The following is a 24,632-nucleotide window of genomic DNA, read 5'->3' on the forward strand; positions in this document are numbered from 1 at the left end:
GTGCAAACGCTCGTCACCGTTCTTGTATTCGCCCCTCTGTTGGGCGCGCTGATCGCGGGGCTGTTCGGCCGCCGCATCGGCGACATCGCTTCGCAGACGGTCACCACCGGCCTGCTGTTCCTGGCCTGCGGCCTCTCCTGGTACACGTTCAGCCAATGGACGTGGGGCCATATGGAGGCCTTCACGGTCCAACTGCTGCCCTTCATCAACATCGGCGACTTCCAGTCGGTGTGGTCGATCCGGATCGACGCCCTGTCGGCGACGATGCTGATCGTGGTGACGACCGTCTCGGCGCTCGTGCACCTGTATTCCTGGGGCTACATGGCAGAGGACGACAGCCGTCCGCGCTTCTTCGCGTACCTGTCGCTGTTCACCTTCGCCATGCTGTCGCTGGTCACCGCCGCCGACTTCATGCAGCTGTTCTTCGGCTGGGAAGGGGTGGGCCTGGCGTCCTATCTGCTGATCGGCTTCTGGTTCAAGAAGCCCAGCGCCAGCGCCGCCGCCATCAAGGCCTTCGTCGTGAACCGCGTGGGCGACTTCGGTTTCGCCCTGGGCATCATGACCGTCTTCTGGTCGTCCGGCACGATCCAGTTCGCCGAGATCTTCCCGCAGGTCGCCGCCAACGCCGGCCGCACCTGGGAGTTCGCGGGCCACAGCTTCCCGCTGATGGATATCGCCTGCTTCCTGCTGTTCATCGGCGCCATGGGCAAGTCGGCGCAGTTCTTCCTGCACACCTGGCTGCCGGACGCCATGGAAGGCCCGACCCCGGTGTCGGCCCTGATCCACGCGGCCACCATGGTGACCGCCGGCGTCTACATGCTGTGCCTGCTGTCGCCGATGTTCGAGTACGCGCCGGTCGCCAAGAACATCGTCACGGTCATCGGCGCGGTGACGGCCCTGTTCGCCGCCACCGTCGGCCTGACCCAGAACGACATCAAGCGCGTCATCGCCTATTCGACCTGCTCGCAGCTCGGCTATATGTTCTTCGCCGCGGGCGTCGGCGCCTATGAGGCGGCGATGTTCCACCTGTTCACGCACGCCTTCTTCAAGGCGCTGCTGTTCCTGGGCGCCGGTTCGGTGATCCACGGCATGCACCACGAGCAGGACATGCGCCGTTACGGCAACCTGGCGAAGTTCCTGCCGGTGACCTACGCCGCGATGACGATCGGCACGATCGCCATCACCGGCCTGGGCCTGCCGAACCTGCACCTGGGCTTCGCCGGCTTCTATTCTAAGGACACGATCATCGAGGCGGCCTTCGCGGCTGGCGCTCATAACCCGATCGCCAACTTCGCCGGCGTCATCGGCCTGATCGTGGCCGGCCTGACCGCCTTCTATTCCTGGCGCCTGGCCTTCTTCACCTTCAACGGCCACGCCCGCTGGGGTCATGACGAGACGCACGCTCACGCGGCGCACGGCCACGACGACCACGCGACCTCGGCTCAGCACGAGACGCATGACGAGCCGCTGGCCGAGGAAGCTCACCAGCACGACGACCATCATGGCCACGGCCATGATCACAAGCCGCACGAGAGCCCGTGGGTCATGCTGACCCCGCTGGTGATCCTGTCGATCGGCGCCGTGGCCGCCGGCTTTGTCTTCGTCGACTACTTCGTGGGCCACCATGAGGCGGAGTTCTGGCGCGGCGCGATCTTCAGCGCTCCCGACAACCACGTCCTGCACGACGCCCACAACTCGCCCGCCTGGGTGAAGTGGTCGCCGCTGGTGATGTCGGTCGGGGGTCTGCTGGTCGCGGCCTACGTCTACCTGCTGAAGGAAGGGCTGGGCGCGCGCCTGGCCGCCCGAGGCGGGCCGCTCTACACCTTCTTCTACAACAAGTGGTTCTTCGACGAGCTGTATCAGGCGACCTTCGTCCGCCTGGCCAAGTTCCTGGGCGACCTGTTCTGGAAGGGCGGGGACCAGAAGATCATCGACGGGCTGGGCCCGGACGGCGTGTCCGCCGTCTCCTACGCCGTCGGCCGCCGGACCGGAAAGATCCAGACCGGCTACGTATACCACTACGCCTTCGTGATGCTGCTCGGGGTGGCGGGTCTGCTGACCTACGCCCTCTGGGCCTGGGCGCGCTGAGCAGGAACCGAAGATGACCGGCATTCTCAGCCTTACGACCTTCGCGCCGCTGATCGGCGTCGCGGCCATCCTCGCCCTGCGCCACTTCGGCAAGCCGGGCGAGAAGACGGACACGGCCGCCAAGTGGATCGCGCTCGCGACCACTCTGGTGACCTTCGCCCTGGCGCTGCTGCTGACCCTGCGTTTCGACGCCTCGAACCCGGGCTTCCAGTTCGTGGAAGACATCGCCTGGTTCGCGGGTCTGCATTACCGCATGGGCGTGGACGGGATCTCCGTCCTGCTCGTCCTGCTGACCGCCTTCCTGCTGCCGATCTGTATCGCGGCCAGCTGGAAGTCCGTCGAGAAGCGGGTGATCGAGTACCTGATCGCCTTCCTGGTTCTGGAGACCCTGGTCGTCGGCGTGTTCTGCGCGCTGGACCTGATCCTCTTCTACCTGTTCTTCGAAGGCGGCCTGGTCCCGATGTTCCTGATCATCGGCATCTGGGGCGGCAAGCGCCGCATCTACGCGGCCTACAAGTTCTTCCTCTACACGCTGCTCGGCTCGGTGCTGATGCTGGCCGCCATCCTGGCCATGATCGGGATTTCGGGCACGTCCTCGATCCCCGAGCTGATGACCTATCAGTTCGCTCCGTGGCTGCAGACCTGGCTGTGGCTGGCCTTCTTCGCCTCGTTCGCGGTGAAGATGCCCATGTGGCCGGTGCACACCTGGCTGCCTGACGCCCACGTGGAAGCCCCGACGGCGGGGTCGGTCATCCTGGCCGGCATCCTGCTGAAGATGGGCGGCTACGGCTTCATGCGCTTCAGCCTGCCGATGTTCCCGAACGCGAGCGAGCTGTTCACCCCGCTGGTCTTCGCCATGTCGGCCATCGCGGTCGTCTACACCTCGCTGGTCGCCTTCCGTCAGACCGACATCAAGAAGCTGATCGCCTATTCGTCGGTCGCACACATGGGCTTCGTGACCATGGGCATCTTCAGCGGCAACGCTCAGGGCGAGCAGGGCGCGCTCTACCAGATGATCAGCCACGGGGTGATCTCCGGCGCGCTCTTCCTCTGCGTCGGCGTCGTCTATGACCGGATGCACACCCGCGAGATCGCCTTCTACGGCGGTCTGACCCAGCGGATGCCGATCTACGCGGCGATCTTCCTGCTGTTCACCATGGGCAATGTCGGCCTGCCGGGCACTTCGGGCTTCGTCGGCGAAATCCTGACCATGACGGGCGTCTACCAGGCGTCCACCTGGACGGCGATCGTGGCGGCCACGGGGGTCATCTTCTCGGCGGTCTACGCCCTGACGCTGTATCGCCGGGTCATGTTCGGCGAGATCACCAACCCCGAGCTCAAGACGATCACCGACGTGGACTGGCGCGAAATCGTCATCTTCGTGCCGCTGATCATCTCGACCCTGGTGCTGGGCGTCTATCCGGCTCTGATTTTCAACGTCACCGACACGTCCGTGAACGCGTTGGTCAGCGCTTACCGCGCCGCGATCGGCGGGTGAGGGGCATAAGATGAACCTTTCCTCCGCTCTTTCCCTGGCCTTGCCGGAAGTCATCCTGGCGGCCTCGGCCCTGATCCTGGTGGTCTGGGGCGCGTTCCAGGGCCGCAGCAACCCGATCTTCTCCGGGGCCGCGGTTCTCGTCCTGCTGGCCGCGGCGGCCGTCGCCGCCATGGGCCCGCACGGCGTCGCCTTCAACGGCGCCTATGTGGCCGACGGCGTGGCGGCTTTCGCCAAGGTGGCGATCTACATCGCCAGCGCCCTGGCCATCCCGCTGGGCGACAAATGGCTGGGCGCGCGCGGCGACGCCAAGTTCGAGTTTCCGATCCTGATCGTCCTCACGGCGCTCGGCATGGGCGTCATGGCTTCGGCCGGCGACCTGATCTCGCTCTATGTCGGCGTCGAGCTGCACTCGCTGGCCCTGTACGTCCTGGCGGCCTTCCGTCGCGACAACGCCAAGGGTTCGGAAGCGGGCCTGAAGTATTTCGTGCTCGGCGCTCTGTCGTCGGGCCTGCTGCTCTACGGCGCCTCGCTGATCTACGGCTTCGCCGGTTCGACCAAGTTCACCGACATCGCCGCCGTGGTTTCGAACGGCGCCGACACCGGCGTGCTGTTCGGCCTGGTGTTCCTGATCTGCGGCCTGGCCTTCAAGGTCTCGGCCGCGCCGTTCCATATGTGGACGCCGGACGTCTATGAAGGCGCCCCGACCCCGGTCGTCGGCTTCTTCGCCGCCGCTCCGAAGCTGGCCGCCATGGTCCTGCTGGCCCGCGTGCTGCAGGAAGCTTTCGGTGGCGCCGAGGCCCAGTGGCGCCAGATCCTGGTCATCGTGGCCCTGCTGTCGATCTTCGTCGGCGCCTTCGCCGGCCTGGCGCAGAAGAACCTGAAGCGCCTGTGGGCCTACAGCTCCATCGCCAACATCGGTTACGCCGTGCTCGGCCTGGCCGCTGGCGGCGAGGCGGGCATGCAGTCCATGCTGATGTTCCTGATCCTCTACATGGTCGACGTGACCGGCTTCTTCGCCTGCCTGTCGGCCCTGAACCGCGGCGGCAAGCCGATGGAGACGATCGAGGACATGGCGGGGCTGGTGAAGGAACGTCCGGGCCTGGCCCTGGCGATCACCGCCTTCTCGCTGTCGGCGCTGGGCCTTCCGCCCCTGTCGGGCTTCTGGGCCAAGTTCTACGTGTTCAAGGCCGCCATCGGCACGGGCGACGTGGTCATGCAGACCGCCGCTGTCCTGGGTCTCGTCGGCTCGGTCGTCGCGGCGTTCTATTACCTGCGCCTGATCAAGACGATGTGGTTCGACGGCTCGGTCGGCGCCACCGACAAGCCGGAGCCGGGCGCGCGCCTGATCGCCTTCGCCATGGCCCTGTTCGCCTTCCCGGTCGTTCTGGTCGCCCTGGTCTGGATCGATCCGATCGCCAAGGCCGCCGCCGCGGCCTTCGGAGGCTAGGTGGCGGGCCTTCCGCCCATCATCGCCTTCGACGAGATCGACTCCACCAACGCCGAGGCCCGTCGCCGGGCCGAGGCGGGCGAGGCGGGGCCGGTGTGGATCACCGCCGCCCGCCAGACCGCCGGGCGAGGCCGCCGCGGCCGGGCCTGGGAGACCGGGTCCGGCAATCTGGCCGCCAGCTATCTGTTCACGACATCAAAGCCGCCGGCAGAGGCGGCCCAGGTCTCGTTCCTGGCCGCCCTGGCGGTCGCGGACCTGGCCGGGGCGTTCGTTCCGCCGTCCCTGGTCAGTCTGAAGTGGCCCAACGACCCGTTGATCGGCCGGCTGAAGGCCAGCGGGATCCTGGTCGAAAGCGGCCAACTGGGCGGGGCGCTGTGGGTCGTCGTCGGGATCGGGGTGAACCTGGCCGCCGCGCCGGTGTCGGCTGAGCGGCCCGCCACCACCTTCGCCGCGCACATGTCCGCGCCGCCGCCCGCGCCCCTGGAGGCCCTGAACATCCTGGCGGAAAGCTTCGAGCGCTGGATGACCCTGTGGAACGGCGCCGGGTTCGAGCCCATCGCCGAGGCCTGGACCCGCCGGGCGCATGGCCTGGGCGAGGCCTGCGTCGCGCGTCTCGGTCACGAGACGGTCGAAGGCGTGGCCGAGGGGCTGGACACCGACGGCGCCTTGAGGCTCCGTCTTGCTGACGGAACGTTGCGGCGCATCAGCGCCGGCGACGTCTTCTTCGGAGGGGCCGCCTGATGCTGCTGGCCATCGAACAGGGCAACACCAACACGCTGTTCGCCGTCCACGACGGCGAGAAGTGGCTGGCCCAATGGCGCGCCGCGACCGAATCCTCGCGCACCGCCGACGAGTATGCCGTGTGGCTGGCGCAACTGCTGCACATGGGCGGGCTGACGTTCGGCGTCATCGACGCCTGCATCATCTCCAGCGTCGTGCCGCAGTCGCTGTTCAACCTGCGCAACCTGTCGCGCCGCTATCTGCACGTCGAGCCGCTGGTGATCGGCGAGAACGCCCAGCTCGGCGTCGAAGTCCGTATCGACAAGCCGTCGGAAGCGGGAGCGGACCGCCTGGTCAACGCCATCGGCGCGCACATGGTCTATGGCGGCCCGCTGATCGTCATCGACAGCGGCACGGCCACGACCTTTGACGTGATCGCCGCGGACGGGGCGTTCGAGGGCGGGATCATCGCCCCGGGCATCAACCTGTCCATGCAGGCCCTGCATGAAGCCGCGGCCAAGCTGCCGCGCATCGCCATCCAGCGTCCGGCCCGCATCGTAGGCCGTGACACCGTCGGCGCCATGCAGTCCGGCGTCTTCTGGGGCTATATCGCGCTGATCGAGGGCCTGGTGGCCCGGATCAAGGAAGAGCGCGGCGAACCCCTGACCGTGGTCGCCACCGGCGGGGTCGCCTCGCTGTTCGAAGGCGCGACTTCGGCCATCGACCATTTTGACGCGGACCTGACGATCCGCGGCCTCCTCGAAATTCACCGTCGCAATTCCCATCTTGGGGCTCAATGAAACCGAAATCTGACGACGAACTCATCTTCCTGCCGCTCGGCGGGTCGAATGAGATCGGCATGAACTTCAATCTCTACGGCTACGGGCCGGCCGACGACCGCAAGTGGGTCGTCGTCGATCTGGGCGTGACCTTTGGCGACCAGACGACGCCGGGCGTGGAGATCATCCTGCCGGACCCCGAATTCATCGAGGAGCATTCCGAGGACATTCTCGGCATCGTCCTGACCCACGCGCACGAGGACCACATCGGCGCCGTGGCCTGGCTGTGGCCGCGCCTGAAGGCGCCGATCTACGCCACGCCGTTCACCGCCTTCCTGCTGCGCGAGAAACTGCGCGACGCCGGCTTGCTGGACGAGGTGTCGATCACCGAAGTGCCGCTGAGCGGCAGCTTCGATCTTGGCCCGTTCAAGTTCGAGCTGATCACCCTGACGCACTCGATCCCTGAGCCGAACGGCGTGGCGATCCGCACGCCGCTGGGCACCATCCTGCACACCGGCGACTGGAAGATCGATCCCGATCCCATGCTGGGCAGCGCCACCGACGAAGCCGCAATCCGCCGTCTCGGCGACGAGGGCGTGCTGGCCATGGTCTGCGACAGCACCAACGTCTTCGTGGACGGCGAGGCTGGTTCCGAAGCCGGCGTGCGCGAAGCGATGACTCCGCTGATCGCCAGCCTGAAGGGCAAGGTGGCCGTGGCCTGCTTCGCGTCCAACGTGGCGCGCATGGACACCGTGATCCGCGCCGGCCAGGCGGCGGGCCGCAAGGTCTGTCTGGTCGGTCGCTCCATGCACCGCATGGCGGCGGCGGCGCAGTCCGTGGGCCTGCTGAAGGACCTGGAGCCGTTCATCACCGACGACCAGGCCAAGTACGCGCCCGAGGATCAGGTGCTGTTCCTGTGCACCGGCTCGCAGGGCGAGGCCCGCGCGGCCCTGGCCCGCATCGCCGACGGCTCGCATCCGCATGTGCGCCTGGGCGAGGGGGACCATGTGATCTTCTCGTCGCGGGTCATTCCGGGCAACGAGATCCCGATCCGCAACCTGCAGAACAAGCTCGCCGACCGTGGGGTGCGCCTTTACACCGAGCGCGACCATCCCGGCATCCACGTCTCCGGTCACCCGTGCCGGGACGAACTGAAGCAGATGTACCAATGGGCCCGCCCGCAGATCGCGGTGCCCACCCATGGCGAGCGCCGCCACCTGCTGGAGCACGCGGCCTTCGCCAAGGACCTGCAGATCGGCCAGGCCATCGCGCCGCGCAACGGCGACATGGTCCGCCTGGCTCCCGGCCATCCGTCGATCATCGACGAGGTGCCGTCTGGCCGCCTGTACGTCGACGCCGGCGTGCTGACCCCCGAGAACGGCGACGCCTTGAAGGAGCGCCGTCACGCGGCGTTCAACGGCATGCTGGCGGTCTCCATCGTCATCGACGGCCGCGGGCGTATCGCATCGGGCCCGCAGGTCCGGGCCATCGGCTTGCCGGGTGACGAGGAATATCCCCTCGAAGACGCCATGGACGATCTGGCTGAAGAAGCCGAAAGCGCCTTCAAGCGTCTGGAGGGAGCCTCCCGCGAGATCGACGAGCAGGTCGAGCAGGCCCTGTCCCGCGCCGTCAAGAAGGCCGCCTACCGCATCTGGGAACGCCGGCCCGTGGTGGAGACCACGGTGCTTCGCCTGTAAGCTCGGCCAAAAGAGCAGGGGAGACGACGGGCATGATTGGAAAGCTCAACCATGTGGGTGTGGCGACGCCATCCATCGACGAGGCGGTGAAGATGTACCGCGACGTCCTGGGCGCGACGTCGATCACCGACAAGTGGGCCATGCCCGAGCAGGGCGTGTGGGTCTGCTTCGTCAACCTGCCCAACAGCCAGATCGAACTGATCGAGCCCTATGGCGAGGCCTCACCGATCCACGGCTTCCTGGCCAAGAACCCCAAGGGCGGCCAGCACCATATCTGTTTCGAGGTCGAGGACATCATCGCCGCGCGTGACGCCATGAAGGCCAAGGGCGCGACGGTGCTGGGCGAGCCCCGCATCGGCGCGCATGGCACCCCGGTGATCTTCGTCCACCCCAAGGACATGGGCGGGATGTTGGTCGAACTGATGGAAACCCCCAAGGGCGAGCACCACTGATGGGACCGATCACCTCCATCGCCATCTTCCTGACCATCTGGTGGACGGTGCTGTTCGCCGTGCTGCCGCTGGGCACGCGCAGTCATGCGGAGATGGGCATCGACCTGAAGGATGGCGGCGATCCCGGCGCGCCGGTGAATCCGAATCTGAAGCGCAAGTTCCTGACCACGACCTGGATCTCGGTCGTCGTCTTCGCGGTCTTGTGGCTGGTCATCCGCTTCGGCCTGATCACCTTGCCGGAGATTCCGGCCAACTACTGAGCTGTTTTGGACGGCGGGGCGCCCAAGGCTTGGGCGCATGCGCACGGGATGATCCTTGATCGCCCAAACCTTGGGCGGTTTCACCTGAAACCGGAGGAGGAAGCGCTTCCCTGTGCGCCGCGCCCGGCGATGCGGTTAGCGTCAGTCACATGAGGCATGACCACTCGGTCGTGCACCGTGGCGTAATTCCCCGACGACAACTTCCAAGGCCGCGCTGATGCGCGGCCTTCTTTTCTCCACGTTCATTGCCAAGTCTGCGACCGAAGAGCTATCTGACCCTCTTCGCTTTCTCGCAGGAATCTCGCTGACCATGCGCCTTTCGCGCTTTTTCCTGCCGGTGCTGAAAGAAGCCCCGGCCGACGCCCAGATCGTCTCCCACCAGCTCATGCTGCGCGCCGGCATGATCCGCCAGGAGGCGGCCGGCATCTACGCGTGGCTGCCGCTCGGTCTGAGGGTGCTGCGCAAGGTCGAGCAGATCGTCCGTGAAGAGATGGATCGCGCCGGCGGCGTCGAGCTGCTGATGCCGACCCTGCAACTGGCCGACCTGTGGCGGGAGTCGGGCCGCTATGACGCCTATGGTCCGGAGATGCTGCGCATCACCGACCGTCACGAGCGCGAGCTGCTGTACGGGCCCACCAACGAGGAAATGATCACCGAGATCTTCCGCGCCTATGTGAAGTCGTACAAGGACCTGCCCAAGAGCCTGTACCACATCCAGTGGAAGTTCCGGGACGAGCGCCGCCCGCGCTTCGGCGTCATGCGCGGCCGCGAATTCCTGATGAAGGACGCCTATTCCTTCGACCTGGACGAGGCGACCGCCCGCGCGGCCTACAACCGCATGTTCGTGGCCTATCTGAACATCTTTTCGCGCATGGGCCTGAAGGCGGTGCCGATGCGTGCAGACACCGGCCCCATCGGCGGGGATCTTTCCCACGAGTTCATCGTTCTGGCGGAGACCGGGGAGAGCCAGGTCTTCTGTCACAAGGATCTGGTGGAGATGGGCGCGCCCGGACCCGACGTCGATTTCCAGGGCGACCTGCAGCCGCTGGTCGACCAGCGTACGGCGCTCTATGCGGCGACCGAAGAGATGCACGACGAGGCGGCGTTCAACGCCGTGCCCGAGGAGCAGCGTCTGTCGGCGCGCGGCATCGAGGTCGGCCACATCTTCTATTTCGGTGAGAAATACTCCAAGCCGATGAACGCCAAGGTCACCGGTCCGGACGGCCTGGAGCACTTCGTGCATATGGGTTCCTACGGCGTCGGCGTCTCGCGCCTGCTGGGCGCGATCATCGAGGCTAGCCACGACGAGGGCGGCATCATCTGGCCGGAATCCGTGGCGCCTTACGACGTCGCGATCATCAACCTGCGTCCGGGCGACGAAGCCTGCGACGCTGCTTGCGAGAAGGCCTATGCGGCCATCCACGCGGCCGGCAAGAGCGCGCTCTATGACGACACCGCCGACCGTCCGGGCGCCAAGTTCGCGACCATGGATCTGATCGGCGTGCCCTGGCAGATGATCGTCGGTCCCAAGGGCGTCGCCGAGGGCCAGGTCGAGATCAAGAACCGCGCCACCGGCGAGCGCTCCACCGCGCCGCTCGACGCCGTGATCGAAGGCCTTTCCAAGAAGGCGAACGCATGAAGACCGAGGCGCTCGCTGGCAGCGTCGCGCCTCCCTTCAGCGCCTGGGAGCGCTCGGTCGCGGCCCGTTACCTGCGCGCCAAGCGCAAGAACGGCGGCGTGGCTCTGATCTCCATCATCAGCTTCGTTGGCATTATGCTGGCGGTGGCGGTGCTGATCATCGTCATGAGCGTGATGAACGGGTTCCGGACGGAGCTGCTGGGCAAGATGCTCGGCTTCAACGGCCATCTGTTTGTGTCCGGCCAGGTCCTGTCCGATCCGGTACAGACCTTCGCCGCCGTCCAGCGCATTCGCCGCGCCGACGGGGTGGAGCAGGCCGTGCCCATGATCGAGGCCCAGGCCATGGCCATCGGCCCGGCCCAGATCACCGGCGCCATCGTGCGCGGCATCGCGCCCGCCGACCTGAAGGCGACGCCGATCATCGCCGGCAACCTCAAGCAAGGCTCGATGAACGGCTTCGGCCAGGGCGAGTTCGGCGGCGACACCATCCTGATGGGCGACCGTCTGGCCGAGGGGCTGGGTGTAAAGCCAGGCGATGTGGTCAAGCTGGTCTCGCCTTCCGGGCCCGCCACGGCGTTCGGCACGGCGACCCAGGAAAAGGACTATGTGGTCGGCGGAGTCTTCTCTGTCGGCATGACCCAGTTCGACGCCGCCTTCATCTACATGCCCGTCGAGCAGGCCCAGCTGTTCTTTGGCCGTGACCAGTCGGTCGATGTGATCGAGGTGAAGGTGAAGGACCCGGACGACGCGCGCGGCATGCGGCCCGTCGTCAGTCGCGCCGCCGGCCCTGGGGCGTTCGTCACCGACTGGACCCAGAAGGACAAGGCCTACTTCGACGCGCTTCAGGTGGAGCGCGCGGCCATGCGCCTGATCCTGATGATGATCGTCGCCATCGCGGCCCTGAACATCATTTCCGGCCTCGTCATGCTGGTGAAGAACAAGGGCAAGGATATCGCCATCCTGCGCACCATGGGGGCGGGGCAGGGGGCCATCCTGCGCATCTTCTTCATGGCTGGCGCCTCGATCGGCGTGCTCGGCACCCTGGCCGGTCTCGCGGCGGGTGTCCTGTTCTGCACCTTCATCGAGCCGATCCAGAAGGTTCTGGAGGCGGTCACGGGCACCAAGGTGTTCAACGCCGAGATCTATTTCCTCAGCCACATCCCAGCGAGGATCGAGTGGAGCGAGGTGGGCATCGTCACCCTGTTCGCGGTGATCGTGTCGTTCCTCGTCACCCTGCCGCCGGCCTGGCGGGCCTCTCACCTCGATCCGGTGGAGGCGCTCCGCTATGAGTAAGCTGATCCTCCACCTGAAGGGCGTCGAGCGCGTCTATGTGACCGAGGCCGGCAAGCTGCCAGTGCTCAAGGGCGTGGACGTGGACGTCAACGCTGGCGAGATCGTTGGCCTGATCGGACCGTCGGGTTCGGGCAAGTCGTCCCTGCTACACGCCGCTGGTCTTCTAGAGCATCCGGACGCGGGCGAGGTCGTGGTGGATGGCCGCGACTGCTCCAACATGAACGAGCGCCAGCGCACCCGTGTGCGCCTGTCGACCATCGGCTTCGTCTATCAGTTTCACCATCTGCTGCCTGAGTTCTCCGCCCTGGAGAACGTCGCGCTGCCCCTGCTGATCGCCGGCAAGTCCAAGCGCGAGGCGGAGGACCGGGCCTTGGAACTGCTGACCCAGCTGGGTCTGGAAAGCCGCGTGAAGCACCAGCCGGCGCAGCTGTCGGGAGGGGAGCAGCAACGCGTCGCCATAGCCCGCGCGCTGGCCAACCGGCCGCGCCTGCTGCTGGCGGACGAGCCGACCGGCAACCTGGATCCAGCAACCTCGACGTCCGTGTTCCAGTCGCTCTATGACCTGGCGCGCAACGAGGGCGTGGCCTGCTTGATCGCCACCCACAACATGGAGTTGGCGAAGTTCATGGATCGGGTGTTCGCCCTGAAGGACGGACACCTGGAAGCGCGCAGCGACCTCTGACCGTGGCGGTCAGTCTCTGGACCGCCGGCAGCGTCTCCGGTCCGCCGGGCTATGGCGGCTGGTCCTGGGTTTCGGCTCAGGACAGCGTCGCCAGCGGCATGGCGGGCGGAGAGCGCCGCACCACCTTGCGCCGCATGCAACTTGTCGGCCTGATCGAGGCGGTGAAGGCTGCCCCCGTTGGCGTGAAGCTGGTCATCCATTGTGACGAGGTGGCGGTCGCGCAGATCGCCCTAACCCGCCTGGCCGGCAAGCCAGTCGAGGTGGAGGAGGCGGATCTGTGGACCCAGATCGACGCCCTGGTGGCGCCCCGTCGCGAGGCGCTGGAGTTTCGGCGGATGGCGATCCCCGGCGCGACACACACCTTCGTGGCGGCCTGGGCTGATCAGGCGCGGGACAAGACCAAGGCGACCGGTCCGTTCCGGACCGCGATCCCCAAGCCCAACCTGTCGAAGTTTCCCGGCCTGCCGACCGCCTAGCAGCGTAGCGCGAAACAGAACGAGAACTTCGTCGTTGACGTGAACAAAATTGGAACATAGAACAAACGGGCAACCAAGGAGGCTTTTATGGCTCTTCGTCTCGCTCGTGAATCGCTGGCCCTTGCATCCGTCGCCGGCTTCGTCTGGATGATGTGTTCGATGGCGTTTCTGGTGGCCTGAGTCGGGGCCGCTCAGCGGGAGATGAACTGATGGCGGATGGCGCGGCTGAAGGTTTCGTCCATCTGCGCGTCCGCTCCGCCTATTCGCTGCTGGAAGGGGCTATCAAGGCCGACGCCATCGGCAAGCTCGCCGCCGAACAGGATATGCCCGCCGCGGGCCTGGCCGACCGGGCCAATCTGTTCGGGGCCCTGGAGTTCTCCGTCACGACCAAGGATACGGGTGTTCAACCGATCATCGGTTGCGCTCTGCCGGTCACAGGCATCGGCGATCGCCAACCCGAACGTTGGGCGCGGACGCCGACCATCGTGCTGCTGGCCCAGAACGAGGCCGGCTACCTCAATCTCTCCGAGCTTTCCTCCGCAGCCTATCTGAACGGCGACGGCATGTCCGAGCCCTCGGTGCCCTGGAGCCTGGTGGCCGAGCATCATGAAGGGCTGTTGCTGCTGTCCGGCGGGCCGGACGGGCCTGTCGATCCGCTGTTCGCCGCTGGCAAGACCGCCGAGGCCAATGTCGCCCTGACCGAGATGGCCAAGGTGTTCGGCGATCGCTTCTATGTGGAGCTCCAGCGCCACGGAAAGCATGAAGAGGCCCTGGCTGAGCCCGGCCTGGTGGCGTTCGCCTACGAGCACGACGTCCCGCTGGTGGCCACCAACGACGTCTATTACGGCCAACCGTCCCTGAGCGAGGCGCATGACGCCCTGCTGTGCATCGCCGACGGCGCCTTCGTGGGGCAGGACGAACGCCGCCGGGTGACGGGCGAGCACTGGTTCAAGTCGGCCGCCGACATGCGCCGGCTGTTCTCCGACCTGCCGGAGGCCTGCGACAACACCCTCGACATCGCCAAGCGCTGCGCCTTCATGGTCAAGAAGCGCGATCCGATCCTGCCCCGGTTCGACACCGGCGCCGGGCGCAGCGAGCCGGAGGAGCTGGCGCACCAAGCGCGTGAGGGCCTGAAGAAGCGTCTGGCGGCCCTGGAAAGCCTGGCCGTGCCCGAGGAGGAATACTGGGCCCGCCTAGAGCGGGAGGTCGGGATCATCCAGAAGATGGGGTTCCCGGGCTACTTCCTGATCGTGTCGGACTTCATCAAGTGGGCGAAGTCCCAGGGCATTCCTGTGGGACCGGGCCGGGGTTCAGGCGCGGGCTCTCTGGTCGCCTGGGCCCTGACTATCACCGACCTCGATCCGCTCCGGTTCGGCCTGCTGTTCGAGCGCTTCCTCAATCCGGAGCGGGTGTCCATGCCCGACTTCGATATCGACTTCTGCCAGGAGCGCCGCGAAGAGGTGATCTCCTACGTGCAGGGCAAGTACGGCCGCGACCGCGTGGCCCAGATCATCACCTTCGGCTCCCTGCAGGCGCGGGCCGTGCTGCGCGACGTGGGCCGGGTGATGCAACTGCCGCTAGGCCTGGTCGACCGTCTTTGCAAGATGGTGCCGGCTAACCCGGCCAACCCGGTGACTCTGGCCAAGGCGATCGAGATCGAGCCGCGTCTGCAGGAAGCCAAGCGCGACGACCCCGCGGTGTCCGGCTGCCTGGATGTGGCGTTGCTGTTGGAAGGCTTGTTCCGCAACGCCTCGACCCACGCCGCTGGCGTGGTGATCGGGGACCGGCCCCTGACCGAACTGACGCCGCTCTACAAGGATCCGCGCTCGGAACTGCCAGCCACTCAGTTCAACATGAAGTGGGTCGAGAGCGCCGGTCTGGTGAAGTTCGACTTCCTGGGCCTGAAGACGCTCACCGTGCTGGACCGGGCGGTCAAGCACATGGCCAAGCGCGGCGCGCTGGTGGACCTGTCGGCCCTGCCGTTCGATGACGGGCCGTCCTATGAGCTGATGAGCTCTGGCCAGACGGTCGGCGTGTTCCAGCTCGAAAGCCAGGGCATGCGCGACACCCTGCGCAAGATGCGTCCGGGCACGCTGGAAGAGGTCACGGCGCTTATCTCGCTCTATCGCCCGGGTCCGATGGACAACATCGACACCTTCGTCGACTGCAAGTTCGGCCGCAAACCGGTCGACACCCTGCATCCGACGCTCGAGCCCGTGCTGCGCGAGACCTATGGCGTCATCGTCTACCAGGAACAGGTGATGCAGATCGCCCAGATCCTGGCGGGCTACAGCCTTGGCGAAGCCGACCTGCTGCGCCGTGCCATGGGTAAGAAGAAGAAGGAGGAGATGGACCTCCAGAAAGCGCGCTTCGTCAAAGGCGCGTCCGAGAAGGGGGTGCCCGAGGCGCAGTCGGACAGCATCTTCGAACTGGTGGCCAAGTTCGCGGGCTACGGCTTCAACAAGTCGCACGCCGCCGCCTACGCCCTGATTTCGTACCATACGGCCTGGCTCAAGGCGAACGCGCCGGTGGAATTCTACGCGGGCTCGATGAGCCTCGATATCTCCAACACCGACAAGCTGGCGGTCTTCTATCAGGACGCCCGCAAGTTCGGGGTGAAGGTGCGGCCGCCCTGCGTGAACCGCTCGGGCGCCGACTTCGAGGTGGAGAACGGCGAGGTGCTCTACGCGCTGGGGGCGGTGCGCAATGTCGGCCTGACCGCCATGGAGCATCTGGTCGCCGTCCGCGACGAGGGCGGGCCGTTCCGCGACATCTTCGATTTCGTCGAGCGGGTCGATCCCAAGCAGGTCAACCGGCGCGCCCTGGAGAACCTGGCGCGGGCAGGGGCCTTCGACGCCATCCACCCCAACCGCGCCCAGATCATGGCCATGGCCGACAAGTTGGCCGCCTATGGCCAGAGCGTCGCCGCCGACCGCGTGTCCGACCAGCTCAGCCTGCTGGGCGGCGACAATGTCGCCTCTGCCCGCCCGCCCATGCCGCGGACGGAGGCCTGGAACCAGGTCCAGCTGCTGGACGAGGAACTGGCGGCGGTCGGCTTCTACCTGACCGGCCACCCGCTGGACGACATGGTCGACGCCCTGCGCCGCAAGCGCACGACCCTGCTGGCCGAGGCCATCGTTCGCGCCGAGGCCGGGGCCGAAGCCTTCAAGATGGCCGGGGTCATCCGTCGCCGTCAGGAGCGTGTTCAGCAGAGCGGCGACCGCTTCGCCTTCGTCTCCCTGTCTGATCCCACGGGCGAGTACGAAGTGCTGTTCCCCCCGAGCAGCTTCGTCGCTGCCGCGATGTGCTGGAGCCCGGCAAGGCCGTGGTCATCAAGGTGCGCGCCAAGGGGCGGGACGGGGAGGTGCGCTTCTTCGGCGACGACGCGGAGCCTATCGAAAAGGCGATCGAGGGGGCGGTTGCGTCCCTGCGCGTCCACGTCTCGACCGGTTCGGTGGAGATTGAGGCGCTGCGCAAGCGGCTCGAGGCGGGCCAGGGGCAGAAGGGCGGGGAGATCGTGCTAATCGGCGGACTGGCCGGTGGCCGGGAAGTCGAGCTGAAGCTGCCCGGTCGATACAATCTTGATGCGCCCCTGCGCGGCGCCCTGAAGACCGCGCCCGGCGTGCTCTATCTGGAGGAAGCGTGACCATGAGCGGAATGCAGACCTTTGAAGGCGGCTGCCAGTGCGGCGCGGTCCGCTATAAGGCCACGGCCAGCCTGGACGAGGTGATCGAGTGCAACTGCTCGCGCTGCGGCAAGCTGGGCACGATCTTGACCTTCACCACGCCGGATAATTTCGAGCTGCTGAAGGGCGACGACGCCCAGACGACCTACACCTTCAACAGTAAGACTATTGACCACCTGTTCTGCGCCACCTGCGGGGTCGAGTCCTTCGCCCGCGGCCGTACGTCGGACGGCAAGTCCATGATCGCGCTGAATGTCCGCTGTTTCGACGGCGTCGAGGCCAAGGACCTGACCCCGACCCTGGTGGACGGCAAGAGCGTCTGACCCATGGAGCCGGTCGGCACGGGCCGGCCGGGAATGGCGGCGGTCGGAGGATATGCGGCCGCGCTTCATCCGGTTTGCGCGGCGGCGCTTGCTTTTAACGCCGTTTGCGCCTATCTCGCGCGCCATCACACACGCAGGCGTTCGGCATGAGCGGGTAAATCCCCGTCCGTACCGTTCCGGTCCCAAATCGAATTCGTCGGTTCGGGGTTTGCCTGCGGAGGCGCAACCGGAAGAAGGAATTATCTTATGGCGCTTCCCGAATTCTCCATGCGTTCGCTGCTCGAAGCAGGCGCGCACTTCGGTCACCAGACCCACCGCTGGAACCCGAAGATGGACCGCTACATCTTCGGTTCGCGTTCGAACATCCACATCATCGACCTGTCGCAGTCGATCCCGCTGCTTCACCAGGCCCTGGTGAAGGTGCGTGAAGTCGCCGCTTCGGGCGGCCGCGTGCTGTTCGTCGGCACCAAGCGCCAGGCTTCCGATCCGGTCGCCGCCGCCGCCAAGCGCTGCGCTCAGTACTACGTGAACCACCGCTGGCTCGGCGGCACCCTGACCAACTGGCGCACCGTCTCGGGCTCGATCGCTCGTCTGCGTGAGCTGGAAGGCCTGATGGAAACCCCGGGCAGCCGCTCCAAGAAGGAACTGCTGCAGCTGACGCGCGAGCGCGACAAGCTGGAGCTGTCGCTGGGCGGCATCAAGGACATGGGCGGCATTCCGGACATCATGTTCGTGATCGACACCAACAAGGAAGCGATCGCGATCCTGGAAGCCCGCAAGCTGAACATCCCGGTTGTGGCCATCCTGGACACCAACTGCGATCCGGACGGCATCACGTACCCGATCCCGGGTAACGACGACGCCGCTCGCGCTCTGCAGCTGTACTGCGACCTGATCGCCGACGCCGTCCTGGACGGCCTGGCCGCCGGCCAAGCCGCTTCGGGCGTCGACCTGGGCGCTTCGGTTGCTCCCGTCGAGCCGGCCCTCGCACGCGAACTGACCCCGGAAGCTCCGGCCGCCGCTCAAGAAGCGACCGCCGAAGCTAACGAAGCCGTCGCTGAAGAGCCGGCCGCCAGCTAAGCGTTTCGGCCGCTCCGAAATGGGGCGGCCGTCCGAAATCTGACATGCGACCGGGCTAGACCAGCCCGGTCGCCAACTTTTTGAATCTGGAGATTTCTCATGGCTGAGATCACCGCCGCGCTCGTCAAGGAGCTGCGCGAAAAGTCCGGCGTCGGCATGATGGACTGCAAGAAGGCGCTCGCCGAAAACAACGGCGACATCGACGCATCCATCGACTGGCTGCGCGCCAAGGGCCTGTCCAAGGCCGCCAAGAAGGCTGACCGCGCCGCCGCCGAAGGCCTCGTGGCCGTCGCCGTCGTCGAAAACGGCGCTGGCGAAACCGCGACCGCCGTCGAAGTGAACGCCGAGACCGACTTCGTCGCCCGTAACGACCTGTTCCAGACCGCCGCCCGCCAGATCGCGCAAGCCGCGCTCGGCACCGACGGTTCGATCGAAGCCATCACTAGCGCCAAGCTGGCGGGCGGCGAAACCGCTCAGGAGCACCTGACCAACCTGATCGCCACGATCGGCGAGAACATGATGGTCCGCCGCGCCGCGCGCTTCACGGTCGATAACGGCGTCGTCGCTTCGTACATCCACAACGCCACCGCGCCGGACCTCGGCCGTATCGGCGTTCTGGTCGCGCTGGACTCGACCGCTTCGGACAAGGCCGCCCTGCGCGACTTGGGCCGCAAGATCGCCATGCACGTGGCCGCGACCGCTCCGCTGTCGCTGCAGCCGGAAGATCTGGACCCGGCCGCGATCGAGCGTGAAAAGGCCGTGTTCACCGAGCAGGCTCTGGAATCGGGCAAGCCGGCGTCCGTCGTCGAAAAGATGATCGAAGGCCGTATCCGCAAGTTCCTGGAAGAAGTCGTGCTCGTGAAGCAGGCCTTCGTCATGAACCCGGACCAGACGATCGAGCAACTGCTGGCGGAAGCCGGCAAGACCCTCGGCGCCCCGGTTTCGATCAAGGCTTTCACCCGTCTCGCCCTGGGCGAAGGCGTGGAGAAGAAGACCGAGGACTTCGCCGCGGAAGTGGCGGCCGTTTCCGGTCAGGGCTAAGCCCTAATCAGTTAGAGTACCCTTTGAGGGCGCGGCGCGTTCGACGCGCGCCGCGCCCTTGTCTATGTTGCGTCCCAAGCAGCGTTCCGAGTCGACGAGAGCCCGTCCATGACCGTTCCGACACCCCGCTACCGCAAGATCCTTCTGAAGGTCTCCGGCGAGGTGCTGATGGGCGACAGCCCCTACGGCATCGACACCAACACCGTCGAAGCCGTGGCGCAGGACATCGCCGAGATCGTCCGGCAGGGCATCCAGCTCAGCCTGGTGATCGGCGGCGGCAACATCTTCCGCGGCCTGGCCGGGGCGGCCAAGGGCATGGAACGCGCCAGCGCCGACTACATGGGCATGCTGGCCACCGTCATGAACGCCCTGGCGATGCAGGATGCGCTGGAGCGCATCGGCGTCCAGACCCGCGTTCAATCCGCCATCCCGATGGACACCATCTGCGAGCCCTACATCCGCCGCCGCGCCCAGCGGCACCTGGAGAAGGGCCGTGTCGTGATCTTCGCCGCCGGCGTCGGTGCGCCGTTCTTCACGACCGACACGGGCGCCGCGCTGCGGGCCGCTGAAATGGGCGTCGACGCCCTGTTCAAGGGCACCAGCGTGGACGGCGTCTACACGGCCGATCCCAAGAAGGATCCCAAGGCCGAGCGATACGACCGCCTGAGCCACCAGGATGTTCTGGCCAAGGACCTGCGCGTCATGGACGCTTCGGCCATCAGCCTGATGCGCGACAGCCAGATCCCGATCGTCGTTTTCTCCATCAAGGGGCGCGGCAATCTGCTCAGCGTCCTGGCGGGCGACGGCGTGCATACCACCATCGCCTGATTTCACGACAACGACCGATAAGAGAGAGCCGAACATGGCCGCAGCCGAAAAGCCCGTTCTGTCGAAGTACAAGGATCGCATGGACAAGGCGGTCGCCCAGCTGAAGGAGGAGTTCGCCTCCCTGCGCACGGGCCGCGCGTCCGCCAGCCTGCTGGACCAGGTCATGGTCGAAGCCTACGGCTCCACGACCCCGCTGAACGCGGTGGCCAACGTCACGGTGCCGGAGCCGCGCTCGCTGAGCGTCAGCGTCTGGGACAAGGGTGTCGTGGTCTCGGTCGAGAAGGCCATCCGCGCCTCCGGCCTGGGCCTGAACCCCGTGGTCGATGGCCAGAACCTGCGCATTCCGATCCCGCCGCTGACCGAAGAACGCCGCAAGGACCTGGCCAAGCTGGCCGGCAAGTACGCCGAACAGCAGAAGATCGCCGTCCGCAACGTGCGCCGTGACGCCAACGACGACCTGAAGAAGGCCGAGAAGGACACGGTCATCAGCCAGGACGAGCAGAAGAAGATGGAAACCGAGGTCCAGAAGTTCACCGACGAGGCGGTGAAGCGCATCGACGAGACCTTGAAAACCAAAGAACAAGAGATCATGCAGGTTTAGGCCGTCAGGGGCTGACAGGGAAAAGCCGCATGACGATGAATGGCCAGCAGAGCGAAGCGCGACCGGCGGAAGCCGGGAGAGCGCCCCTGCACGTCGCCATCATCATGGACGGCAACGGCCGTTGGGCCAAACGCCGCGGTCTGCCGCGCACCTTCGGCCACCGCGAGGGCGTCAAGGCGCTCAAGCGCACTGTCGAGGGGGCCGCGGCCCTCGGCGTCGGCAGGCTGACCGTGTTCGGCTTCTCGACCGAGAACTGGCGGCGCCCGGCCGCCGAGGTGTCTGAATTGATGGGCCTGCTCAAGGCCTATGTGTCGAGCGACCTGGAGCGTCTGGCCAAGGAGGGGGTGCGCGTCACCATCCTGGGCCGTCGCGAAGGCCTGTCGCCCGACGTGCTCGAGGTGATCGAGCGCGCCGAGCAGCGTACTGCGCAGAACACCGCGTTTCATCTGCAGGTCGCGTTCAACTATGGCGGCCAGGCCGACATCGTCGACGCCGCGCGCAAGTTCGCCAGGGCGGTCGAGGAGGGCAGGGCCAAGGCCTCCGACCTCGACGAAGCGCTGTTCGAGCGCTCGCTGTCCACCGCCGACGCCCCGCCGCCCGACCTGATCGTGCGGACCAGCGGCGAGCAGCGGCTGTCCAACTTCCTCCTTTGGGAAAGCGCTTACGCCGAGCTGATCTTCCAGGACGTCTTGTGGCCCGAATATGGGCCCGAGCACCTGAAGGCGGCGATCGCAGAGTTCGCCACCCGCGAACGCCGGTACGGCGGAGCCATGGTCGATGACGTCCTCGCCGCCGGCTAGACGCTTCGATTGGAGCAATCTCGGCATTCGCGCCGTCTCGGCCGTGGTCCTCATCCCCGCGGTCGTCGCGGCCGTGTGGCTGGGCGGCTGGCCGTTCGTGATCATGCTGACCCTCGCCGTGGCCCTGCTGGCCCGCGAGTGGGGCTTCATGACCTCGCCGAAGTCGCCGTATCTGCTGATGGTCATCATCGGCCTGGCGGTGATGTTCGGCGTCGTCGTCGCTCAGTTCGGGCATTATCGCCTGGCCTGGCTCGCGGCCGTCCTGGGCGCCATCGCCGCCGGCATGGCCGCGCGGGGCGCGGTGGAGCGGCGGGCTGACGCGGCCTATGGCGTCGTCTATCTGGCGCCGGCCTTCATCGCCCTGGTCTGGCTGCGCGCCATGGGGCATGGCATCGGCTGGACCCTGATGGTGTTCATCGTGGCCTGGTCGGCGGACATCTTCGCGTTCCTGGCGGGCAACGCCTTCAAGGGGCCCAAGCTTTGGCCGCGGATTTCGCCCAACAAGACCTGGTCCGGCTTCTTCGGCGGTTTGGCGGCGGCTGTCGTGGCCGGCATCCTGGTCAACATCGTCTCGCGGCTGGGCATGACCTGGCCCCTGGCCGCCCTGGCCGGTTTCGCCGGCGGTCTGGCGACCATGGCCGGGGACCTGTGGGAATCGTTCCTGAAGCGCCGGTTCGGCGTGAAGGATTCCGGCGACCTGATCCCTGGCCATGGCGGCCTGCTGGACCGGGTCGACGGGTTGTTGTTCGCCGTGGTGGCCGTGGCCGCCATCCGGCTGATCGTCCATTATGGGTGGGCCTTTTGAGCACGCCGCGCAAAGTGGTGGTGCTGGGCTCCACCGGATCGGTGGGGGTCTCCACCCTTGATCTTCTCGACAAGTCGGGGGCCGAGGTCGAGATTCTCGCCCTGACGGCGGGGGGCAATATCGACAAGCTGGCCGAACAGGCCCTGCGTTGGCGGCCCCAGATCGCCGTCATCGCCGACGAGGCGCGCCTGCCGCAGCTGCGTGACCGCCTGGCGGGAACCGGGATCGCTTCGGCCGCCGGTGCTCAGGCCGTGATCAACGCGGCCGCCATGGGCGCGGACTGGGTCATGTCGTCCATCGTCGGCGCCGCAGGGCTGGCCCCGACCTGGGCGGCGGCGCGTACCGGCGCAGTGATCGCGCTGGCCAACAAGGAAAGCCTGGTCTGCGTCGGTCCGGCGCTGATCGAGACGGCTCGCGCCGCGGGCGGCACGGTGATTCCCGTCGATTCGGAGCATTCGGCCATCTTCCAGGTGCTGCAGCCGGCCTGCGCCGACAAGGTCAGCCGACTGATCCTGACGGCCTCCGGTGGGCCTTTCCGCAGCGCCAGCCTGGCCGCCATGCGGGCGGCGACGCCGGCCCAGGCCAAGGCTCATCCGAATTGGTCGATGGGCGCCAAGATTTCGATCGATTCCGCGACCATGATGAACAAGGGCCTCGAGATGATCGAGGCGTCGTACCTGTTCGCTATGCCGCCGGAGCGGATCGACGTCTTGATACATCCGCAGTCCGTGATCCACAGCATGGTCGAGTATGTCGATGGCTCGACCCTGGCGCAGCTTGGCGTGCCCGACATGCGGCCGCCGATCGCCTGCGCCTTCGCCTGGCCCGACCGGTTGGACTGGCCGGCGCCGAGGCTGGATCTGGCCAAGATGGGCCAGCTGACCTTTGAAGCGCCTGACGATGAACGCTTCCCGGCCATCTCCATCGCGCGCGAGGCGCTGCGGGCGGGGCAGGGGGCGACCACCGCCATGAATGCGGCCAATGAGGCCGCCGTCGCGGCGTTCCTTGACCACAGGATCGGCTTTCTCGATATTGCCGCCGCCGTGACGGAGACCGTCGAGCGTCTCGACCGTGACGGGGAACTGATCGCGGGGGCGAACAGCGACGTGTTGGAGAACGCGATGACGATCGACCGACGCGCCCGTCAGAGAGCCGGCGAGGTCATCGACCGTCTGCGCGTTCTGGCTCACGGTTAGGGAAAACCCATGCTCGGCTTCGCCCAGACGGCGCTGACCTACATCATTCCGTTCCTTTTCGTGCTGACCCTGGTGGTTACGGTGCACGAGCTTGGCCACTTCCTGATGGCCAAGGCGTTCGGGGTCGCCATCGACCGCTTCGCCATCGGCTTCGGACGGCCGATCTTCCAGCGCGTCGATCGCTCGGGCGTCGAATGGCGCATCGGCTGGGCCCCGCTGGGCGGCTATGTGCGGTTCTCGGGCGACGACAACGCCGCCAGCGTGCCGGATCAGGAAGACCTGAATCACCTGCGTAGCGCCATCGTGCAGCACGAAGGGGCGCAGGCGCTCAGCAAGTACTACCACTTCAAGCCCCTGTGGCAGCGCGCCTGCATCGCCGCCGCGGGCCCGGTCGCCAACTTCATCCTGGCGATCTTCCTGTTCGCTCTTCTGCTGGGCACCGTGGGTGAGGTCACCCATCCGGCCCGCATCACCGGCGTCTCGCCGGGTGGAGCAGCGGCGGCGGCCGGTTTCCAGCCGGGCGACGTCGTCGTCGAGGCGGACGGCCGCAAGATCCGCAGCTTCGAGGACCTGGAGCGCTACATCATCGTGCGCGCCAACGTGCCAATCCGGTTTGAGATCGAACGTGGCGGCCGCGCCATCGACCTGATGGCGACCCCGGCCATGGTCCGTGACGTCGACCCCACGGGTGGCAGTCAGGAAGTCGGTCGTCTGGGCGTCAGCAGCCAGGTCACGGCCGCCGACGTGGTCCGCACCCGCTACAACCCGATCGAATCCGTTGTCGTGGGCGCCCGCAAGACCTGGGAAGTGCTCGACACGACGGTCTATTACCTGGGCCGTCTGGTGACTGGGCAAGTCTCGGCCGAGCAGCTTGGCGGGCCGATCCGCATCGCCCAGGCTTCGGGCGCCGTGGCGCAGGCCGGGGCCCAGGGGGCGCCGGATTTCGGCTTCATGCTGCTCGGCGCCTTCGTCTCGCTTCTGGGCCTGGCGGCGGTGCTTTCGGTCAGCATCGGCTTCATGAATCTGCTGCCGATTCCCGTACTGGATGGCGGCCATCTGCTGTTCTACGCCTATGAGGCGGTGGCGCGGCGGCCCCTGGGCGCAAAGGTCCAGGCCGCCGGATATCGCGTAGGCCTTGCGCTGCTCCTCGGATTCATGTTGTTCGCGACGTGGAACGATCTGCAGCGCTTGCGAGTGTTCCAATTCCTCGGCGGCCTGTTCTCCTGAACGCCCGCTCACCGGT

Annotated in this window: 22 protein-coding genes and 1 pseudogene; all 23 read left to right on the forward strand. The window is 66.6% G+C overall.

The window, feature by feature from the left end; translation table 11 throughout:
• A complete protein-coding gene (nuoL, locus tag ABOZ73_RS18875; protein WP_369059635.1) occupies nucleotides 1-2,088 on the forward strand; it encodes an NADH-quinone oxidoreductase subunit L in 2,088 nt (695 codons plus the stop codon).
• Nucleotides 2,089-2,101: 13 nt separating this feature from the next.
• Entirely contained in the window at nucleotides 2,102-3,586 is a 1,485-nt protein-coding gene (locus ABOZ73_RS18880) for an NADH-quinone oxidoreductase subunit M (protein ID WP_369059636.1), read from the forward strand.
• 10 nt (nucleotides 3,587-3,596) lie between these two features.
• Complete coding sequence (gene nuoN, locus ABOZ73_RS18885; protein ID WP_369059637.1) at nucleotides 3,597-5,033, forward strand: NADH-quinone oxidoreductase subunit NuoN; 1,437 nt, start codon at nucleotides 3,597-3,599, stop codon at nucleotides 5,031-5,033.
• Nucleotides 5,034-5,774 (forward strand): biotin--[acetyl-CoA-carboxylase] ligase, encoded by a 741-nt coding sequence (locus tag ABOZ73_RS18890; protein WP_369059638.1) that lies wholly within the window; start codon nucleotides 5,034-5,036, stop codon nucleotides 5,772-5,774.
• Nucleotides 5,771-6,553, forward strand: a complete 783-nt coding sequence (locus ABOZ73_RS18895; protein ID WP_369062578.1) for a type III pantothenate kinase — start codon at nucleotides 5,771-5,773, stop codon at nucleotides 6,551-6,553. The genes ABOZ73_RS18890 and ABOZ73_RS18895 overlap by 4 nt, the downstream gene beginning before the upstream one ends.
• On the forward strand, nucleotides 6,550-8,229 hold the full coding sequence (locus tag ABOZ73_RS18900) for a ribonuclease J (RefSeq protein WP_369059639.1): 1,680 nt from the start codon (nucleotides 6,550-6,552) through the stop codon (nucleotides 8,227-8,229). The genes ABOZ73_RS18895 and ABOZ73_RS18900 overlap by 4 nt, the downstream gene beginning before the upstream one ends.
• 32 nt (nucleotides 8,230-8,261) lie before the next feature.
• Entirely contained in the window at nucleotides 8,262-8,681 is a 420-nt protein-coding gene (gene mce / locus ABOZ73_RS18905; RefSeq protein ID WP_369059640.1) for a methylmalonyl-CoA epimerase, read from the forward strand.
• Nucleotides 8,681-8,941 (forward strand): DUF1467 family protein, encoded by a 261-nt coding sequence (locus ABOZ73_RS18910; protein ID WP_369059641.1) that lies wholly within the window; start codon nucleotides 8,681-8,683, stop codon nucleotides 8,939-8,941. The genes mce and ABOZ73_RS18910 overlap by 1 nt, the downstream gene beginning before the upstream one ends.
• Nucleotides 8,942-9,251: 310 nt before the next feature.
• Nucleotides 9,252-10,580, forward strand: a complete 1,329-nt coding sequence (gene proS, locus ABOZ73_RS18915) for a proline--tRNA ligase (protein ID WP_369059642.1) — start codon at nucleotides 9,252-9,254, stop codon at nucleotides 10,578-10,580.
• The gene (locus ABOZ73_RS18920) at nucleotides 10,577-11,872 is read left to right on the forward strand and encodes a lipoprotein-releasing ABC transporter permease subunit (protein ID WP_369059643.1); all 1,296 of its coding nucleotides are present in this window, start codon (nucleotides 10,577-10,579) and stop codon (nucleotides 11,870-11,872) included. The genes proS and ABOZ73_RS18920 overlap by 4 nt, the downstream gene beginning before the upstream one ends.
• Nucleotides 11,865-12,554, forward strand: a complete 690-nt coding sequence (locus ABOZ73_RS18925) for an ABC transporter ATP-binding protein (protein WP_369059644.1) — start codon at nucleotides 11,865-11,867, stop codon at nucleotides 12,552-12,554. The genes ABOZ73_RS18920 and ABOZ73_RS18925 overlap by 8 nt, the downstream gene beginning before the upstream one ends.
• Nucleotides 12,555-12,556: 2 nt before the next feature.
• On the forward strand, nucleotides 12,557-13,030 hold the full coding sequence (locus tag ABOZ73_RS18930) for a hypothetical protein (protein WP_369059645.1): 474 nt from the start codon (nucleotides 12,557-12,559) through the stop codon (nucleotides 13,028-13,030).
• Between the two features lie 87 nt (nucleotides 13,031-13,117).
• On the forward strand, nucleotides 13,118-13,210 hold the full coding sequence (gene sidA, locus ABOZ73_RS18935) for a cell division inhibitor SidA (protein ID WP_369059646.1): 93 nt from the start codon (nucleotides 13,118-13,120) through the stop codon (nucleotides 13,208-13,210).
• Nucleotides 13,211-13,239: 29 nt separating this feature from the next.
• Nucleotides 13,240-16,676: pseudogene (gene dnaE, locus ABOZ73_RS18940) on the forward strand (DNA polymerase III subunit alpha).
• A gap of 2 nt (nucleotides 16,677-16,678) precedes the next feature.
• On the forward strand, nucleotides 16,679-17,038 hold the full coding sequence (locus tag ABOZ73_RS18945; RefSeq protein WP_369059647.1) for a GFA family protein: 360 nt from the start codon (nucleotides 16,679-16,681) through the stop codon (nucleotides 17,036-17,038).
• Between the two features lie 246 nt (nucleotides 17,039-17,284).
• The gene (gene rpsB / locus ABOZ73_RS18950; protein ID WP_369059648.1) at nucleotides 17,285-18,118 is read left to right on the forward strand and encodes a 30S ribosomal protein S2; all 834 of its coding nucleotides are present in this window, start codon (nucleotides 17,285-17,287) and stop codon (nucleotides 18,116-18,118) included.
• Between the two features lie 99 nt (nucleotides 18,119-18,217).
• On the forward strand, nucleotides 18,218-19,159 hold the full coding sequence (gene tsf / locus ABOZ73_RS18955) for a translation elongation factor Ts (RefSeq protein ID WP_369059649.1): 942 nt from the start codon (nucleotides 18,218-18,220) through the stop codon (nucleotides 19,157-19,159).
• Nucleotides 19,160-19,267: 108 nt separating this feature from the next.
• A complete protein-coding gene (gene pyrH / locus ABOZ73_RS18960; protein WP_369059650.1) occupies nucleotides 19,268-19,987 on the forward strand; it encodes a UMP kinase in 720 nt (239 codons plus the stop codon).
• A 34-nt stretch (nucleotides 19,988-20,021) separates the two neighbouring features.
• Complete coding sequence (gene frr, locus ABOZ73_RS18965; protein WP_369059651.1) at nucleotides 20,022-20,588, forward strand: ribosome recycling factor; 567 nt, start codon at nucleotides 20,022-20,024, stop codon at nucleotides 20,586-20,588.
• A gap of 29 nt (nucleotides 20,589-20,617) precedes the next feature.
• Nucleotides 20,618-21,388 (forward strand): polyprenyl diphosphate synthase, encoded by a 771-nt coding sequence (gene uppS, locus ABOZ73_RS18970; protein WP_369059652.1) that lies wholly within the window; start codon nucleotides 20,618-20,620, stop codon nucleotides 21,386-21,388.
• On the forward strand, nucleotides 21,366-22,193 hold the full coding sequence (locus ABOZ73_RS18975; RefSeq protein ID WP_369059653.1) for a phosphatidate cytidylyltransferase: 828 nt from the start codon (nucleotides 21,366-21,368) through the stop codon (nucleotides 22,191-22,193). Before uppS ends, ABOZ73_RS18975 begins: the two co-directional genes overlap by 23 nt.
• On the forward strand, nucleotides 22,181-23,389 hold the full coding sequence (gene dxr / locus ABOZ73_RS18980) for a 1-deoxy-D-xylulose-5-phosphate reductoisomerase (RefSeq protein ID WP_369059654.1): 1,209 nt from the start codon (nucleotides 22,181-22,183) through the stop codon (nucleotides 23,387-23,389). The genes ABOZ73_RS18975 and dxr overlap by 13 nt, the downstream gene beginning before the upstream one ends.
• Before the next feature lie 9 nt (nucleotides 23,390-23,398).
• Entirely contained in the window at nucleotides 23,399-24,616 is a 1,218-nt protein-coding gene (gene rseP, locus ABOZ73_RS18985; RefSeq protein WP_369059655.1) for an RIP metalloprotease RseP, read from the forward strand.
• Nucleotides 24,617-24,632: the final 16 nt, after the last annotated feature.

It is taken from the genome of Caulobacter sp. 73W (assembly GCF_041021955.1).
In the GTDB taxonomy this organism is placed as follows: Bacteria; Pseudomonadota; Alphaproteobacteria; order Caulobacterales; family Caulobacteraceae; genus Caulobacter.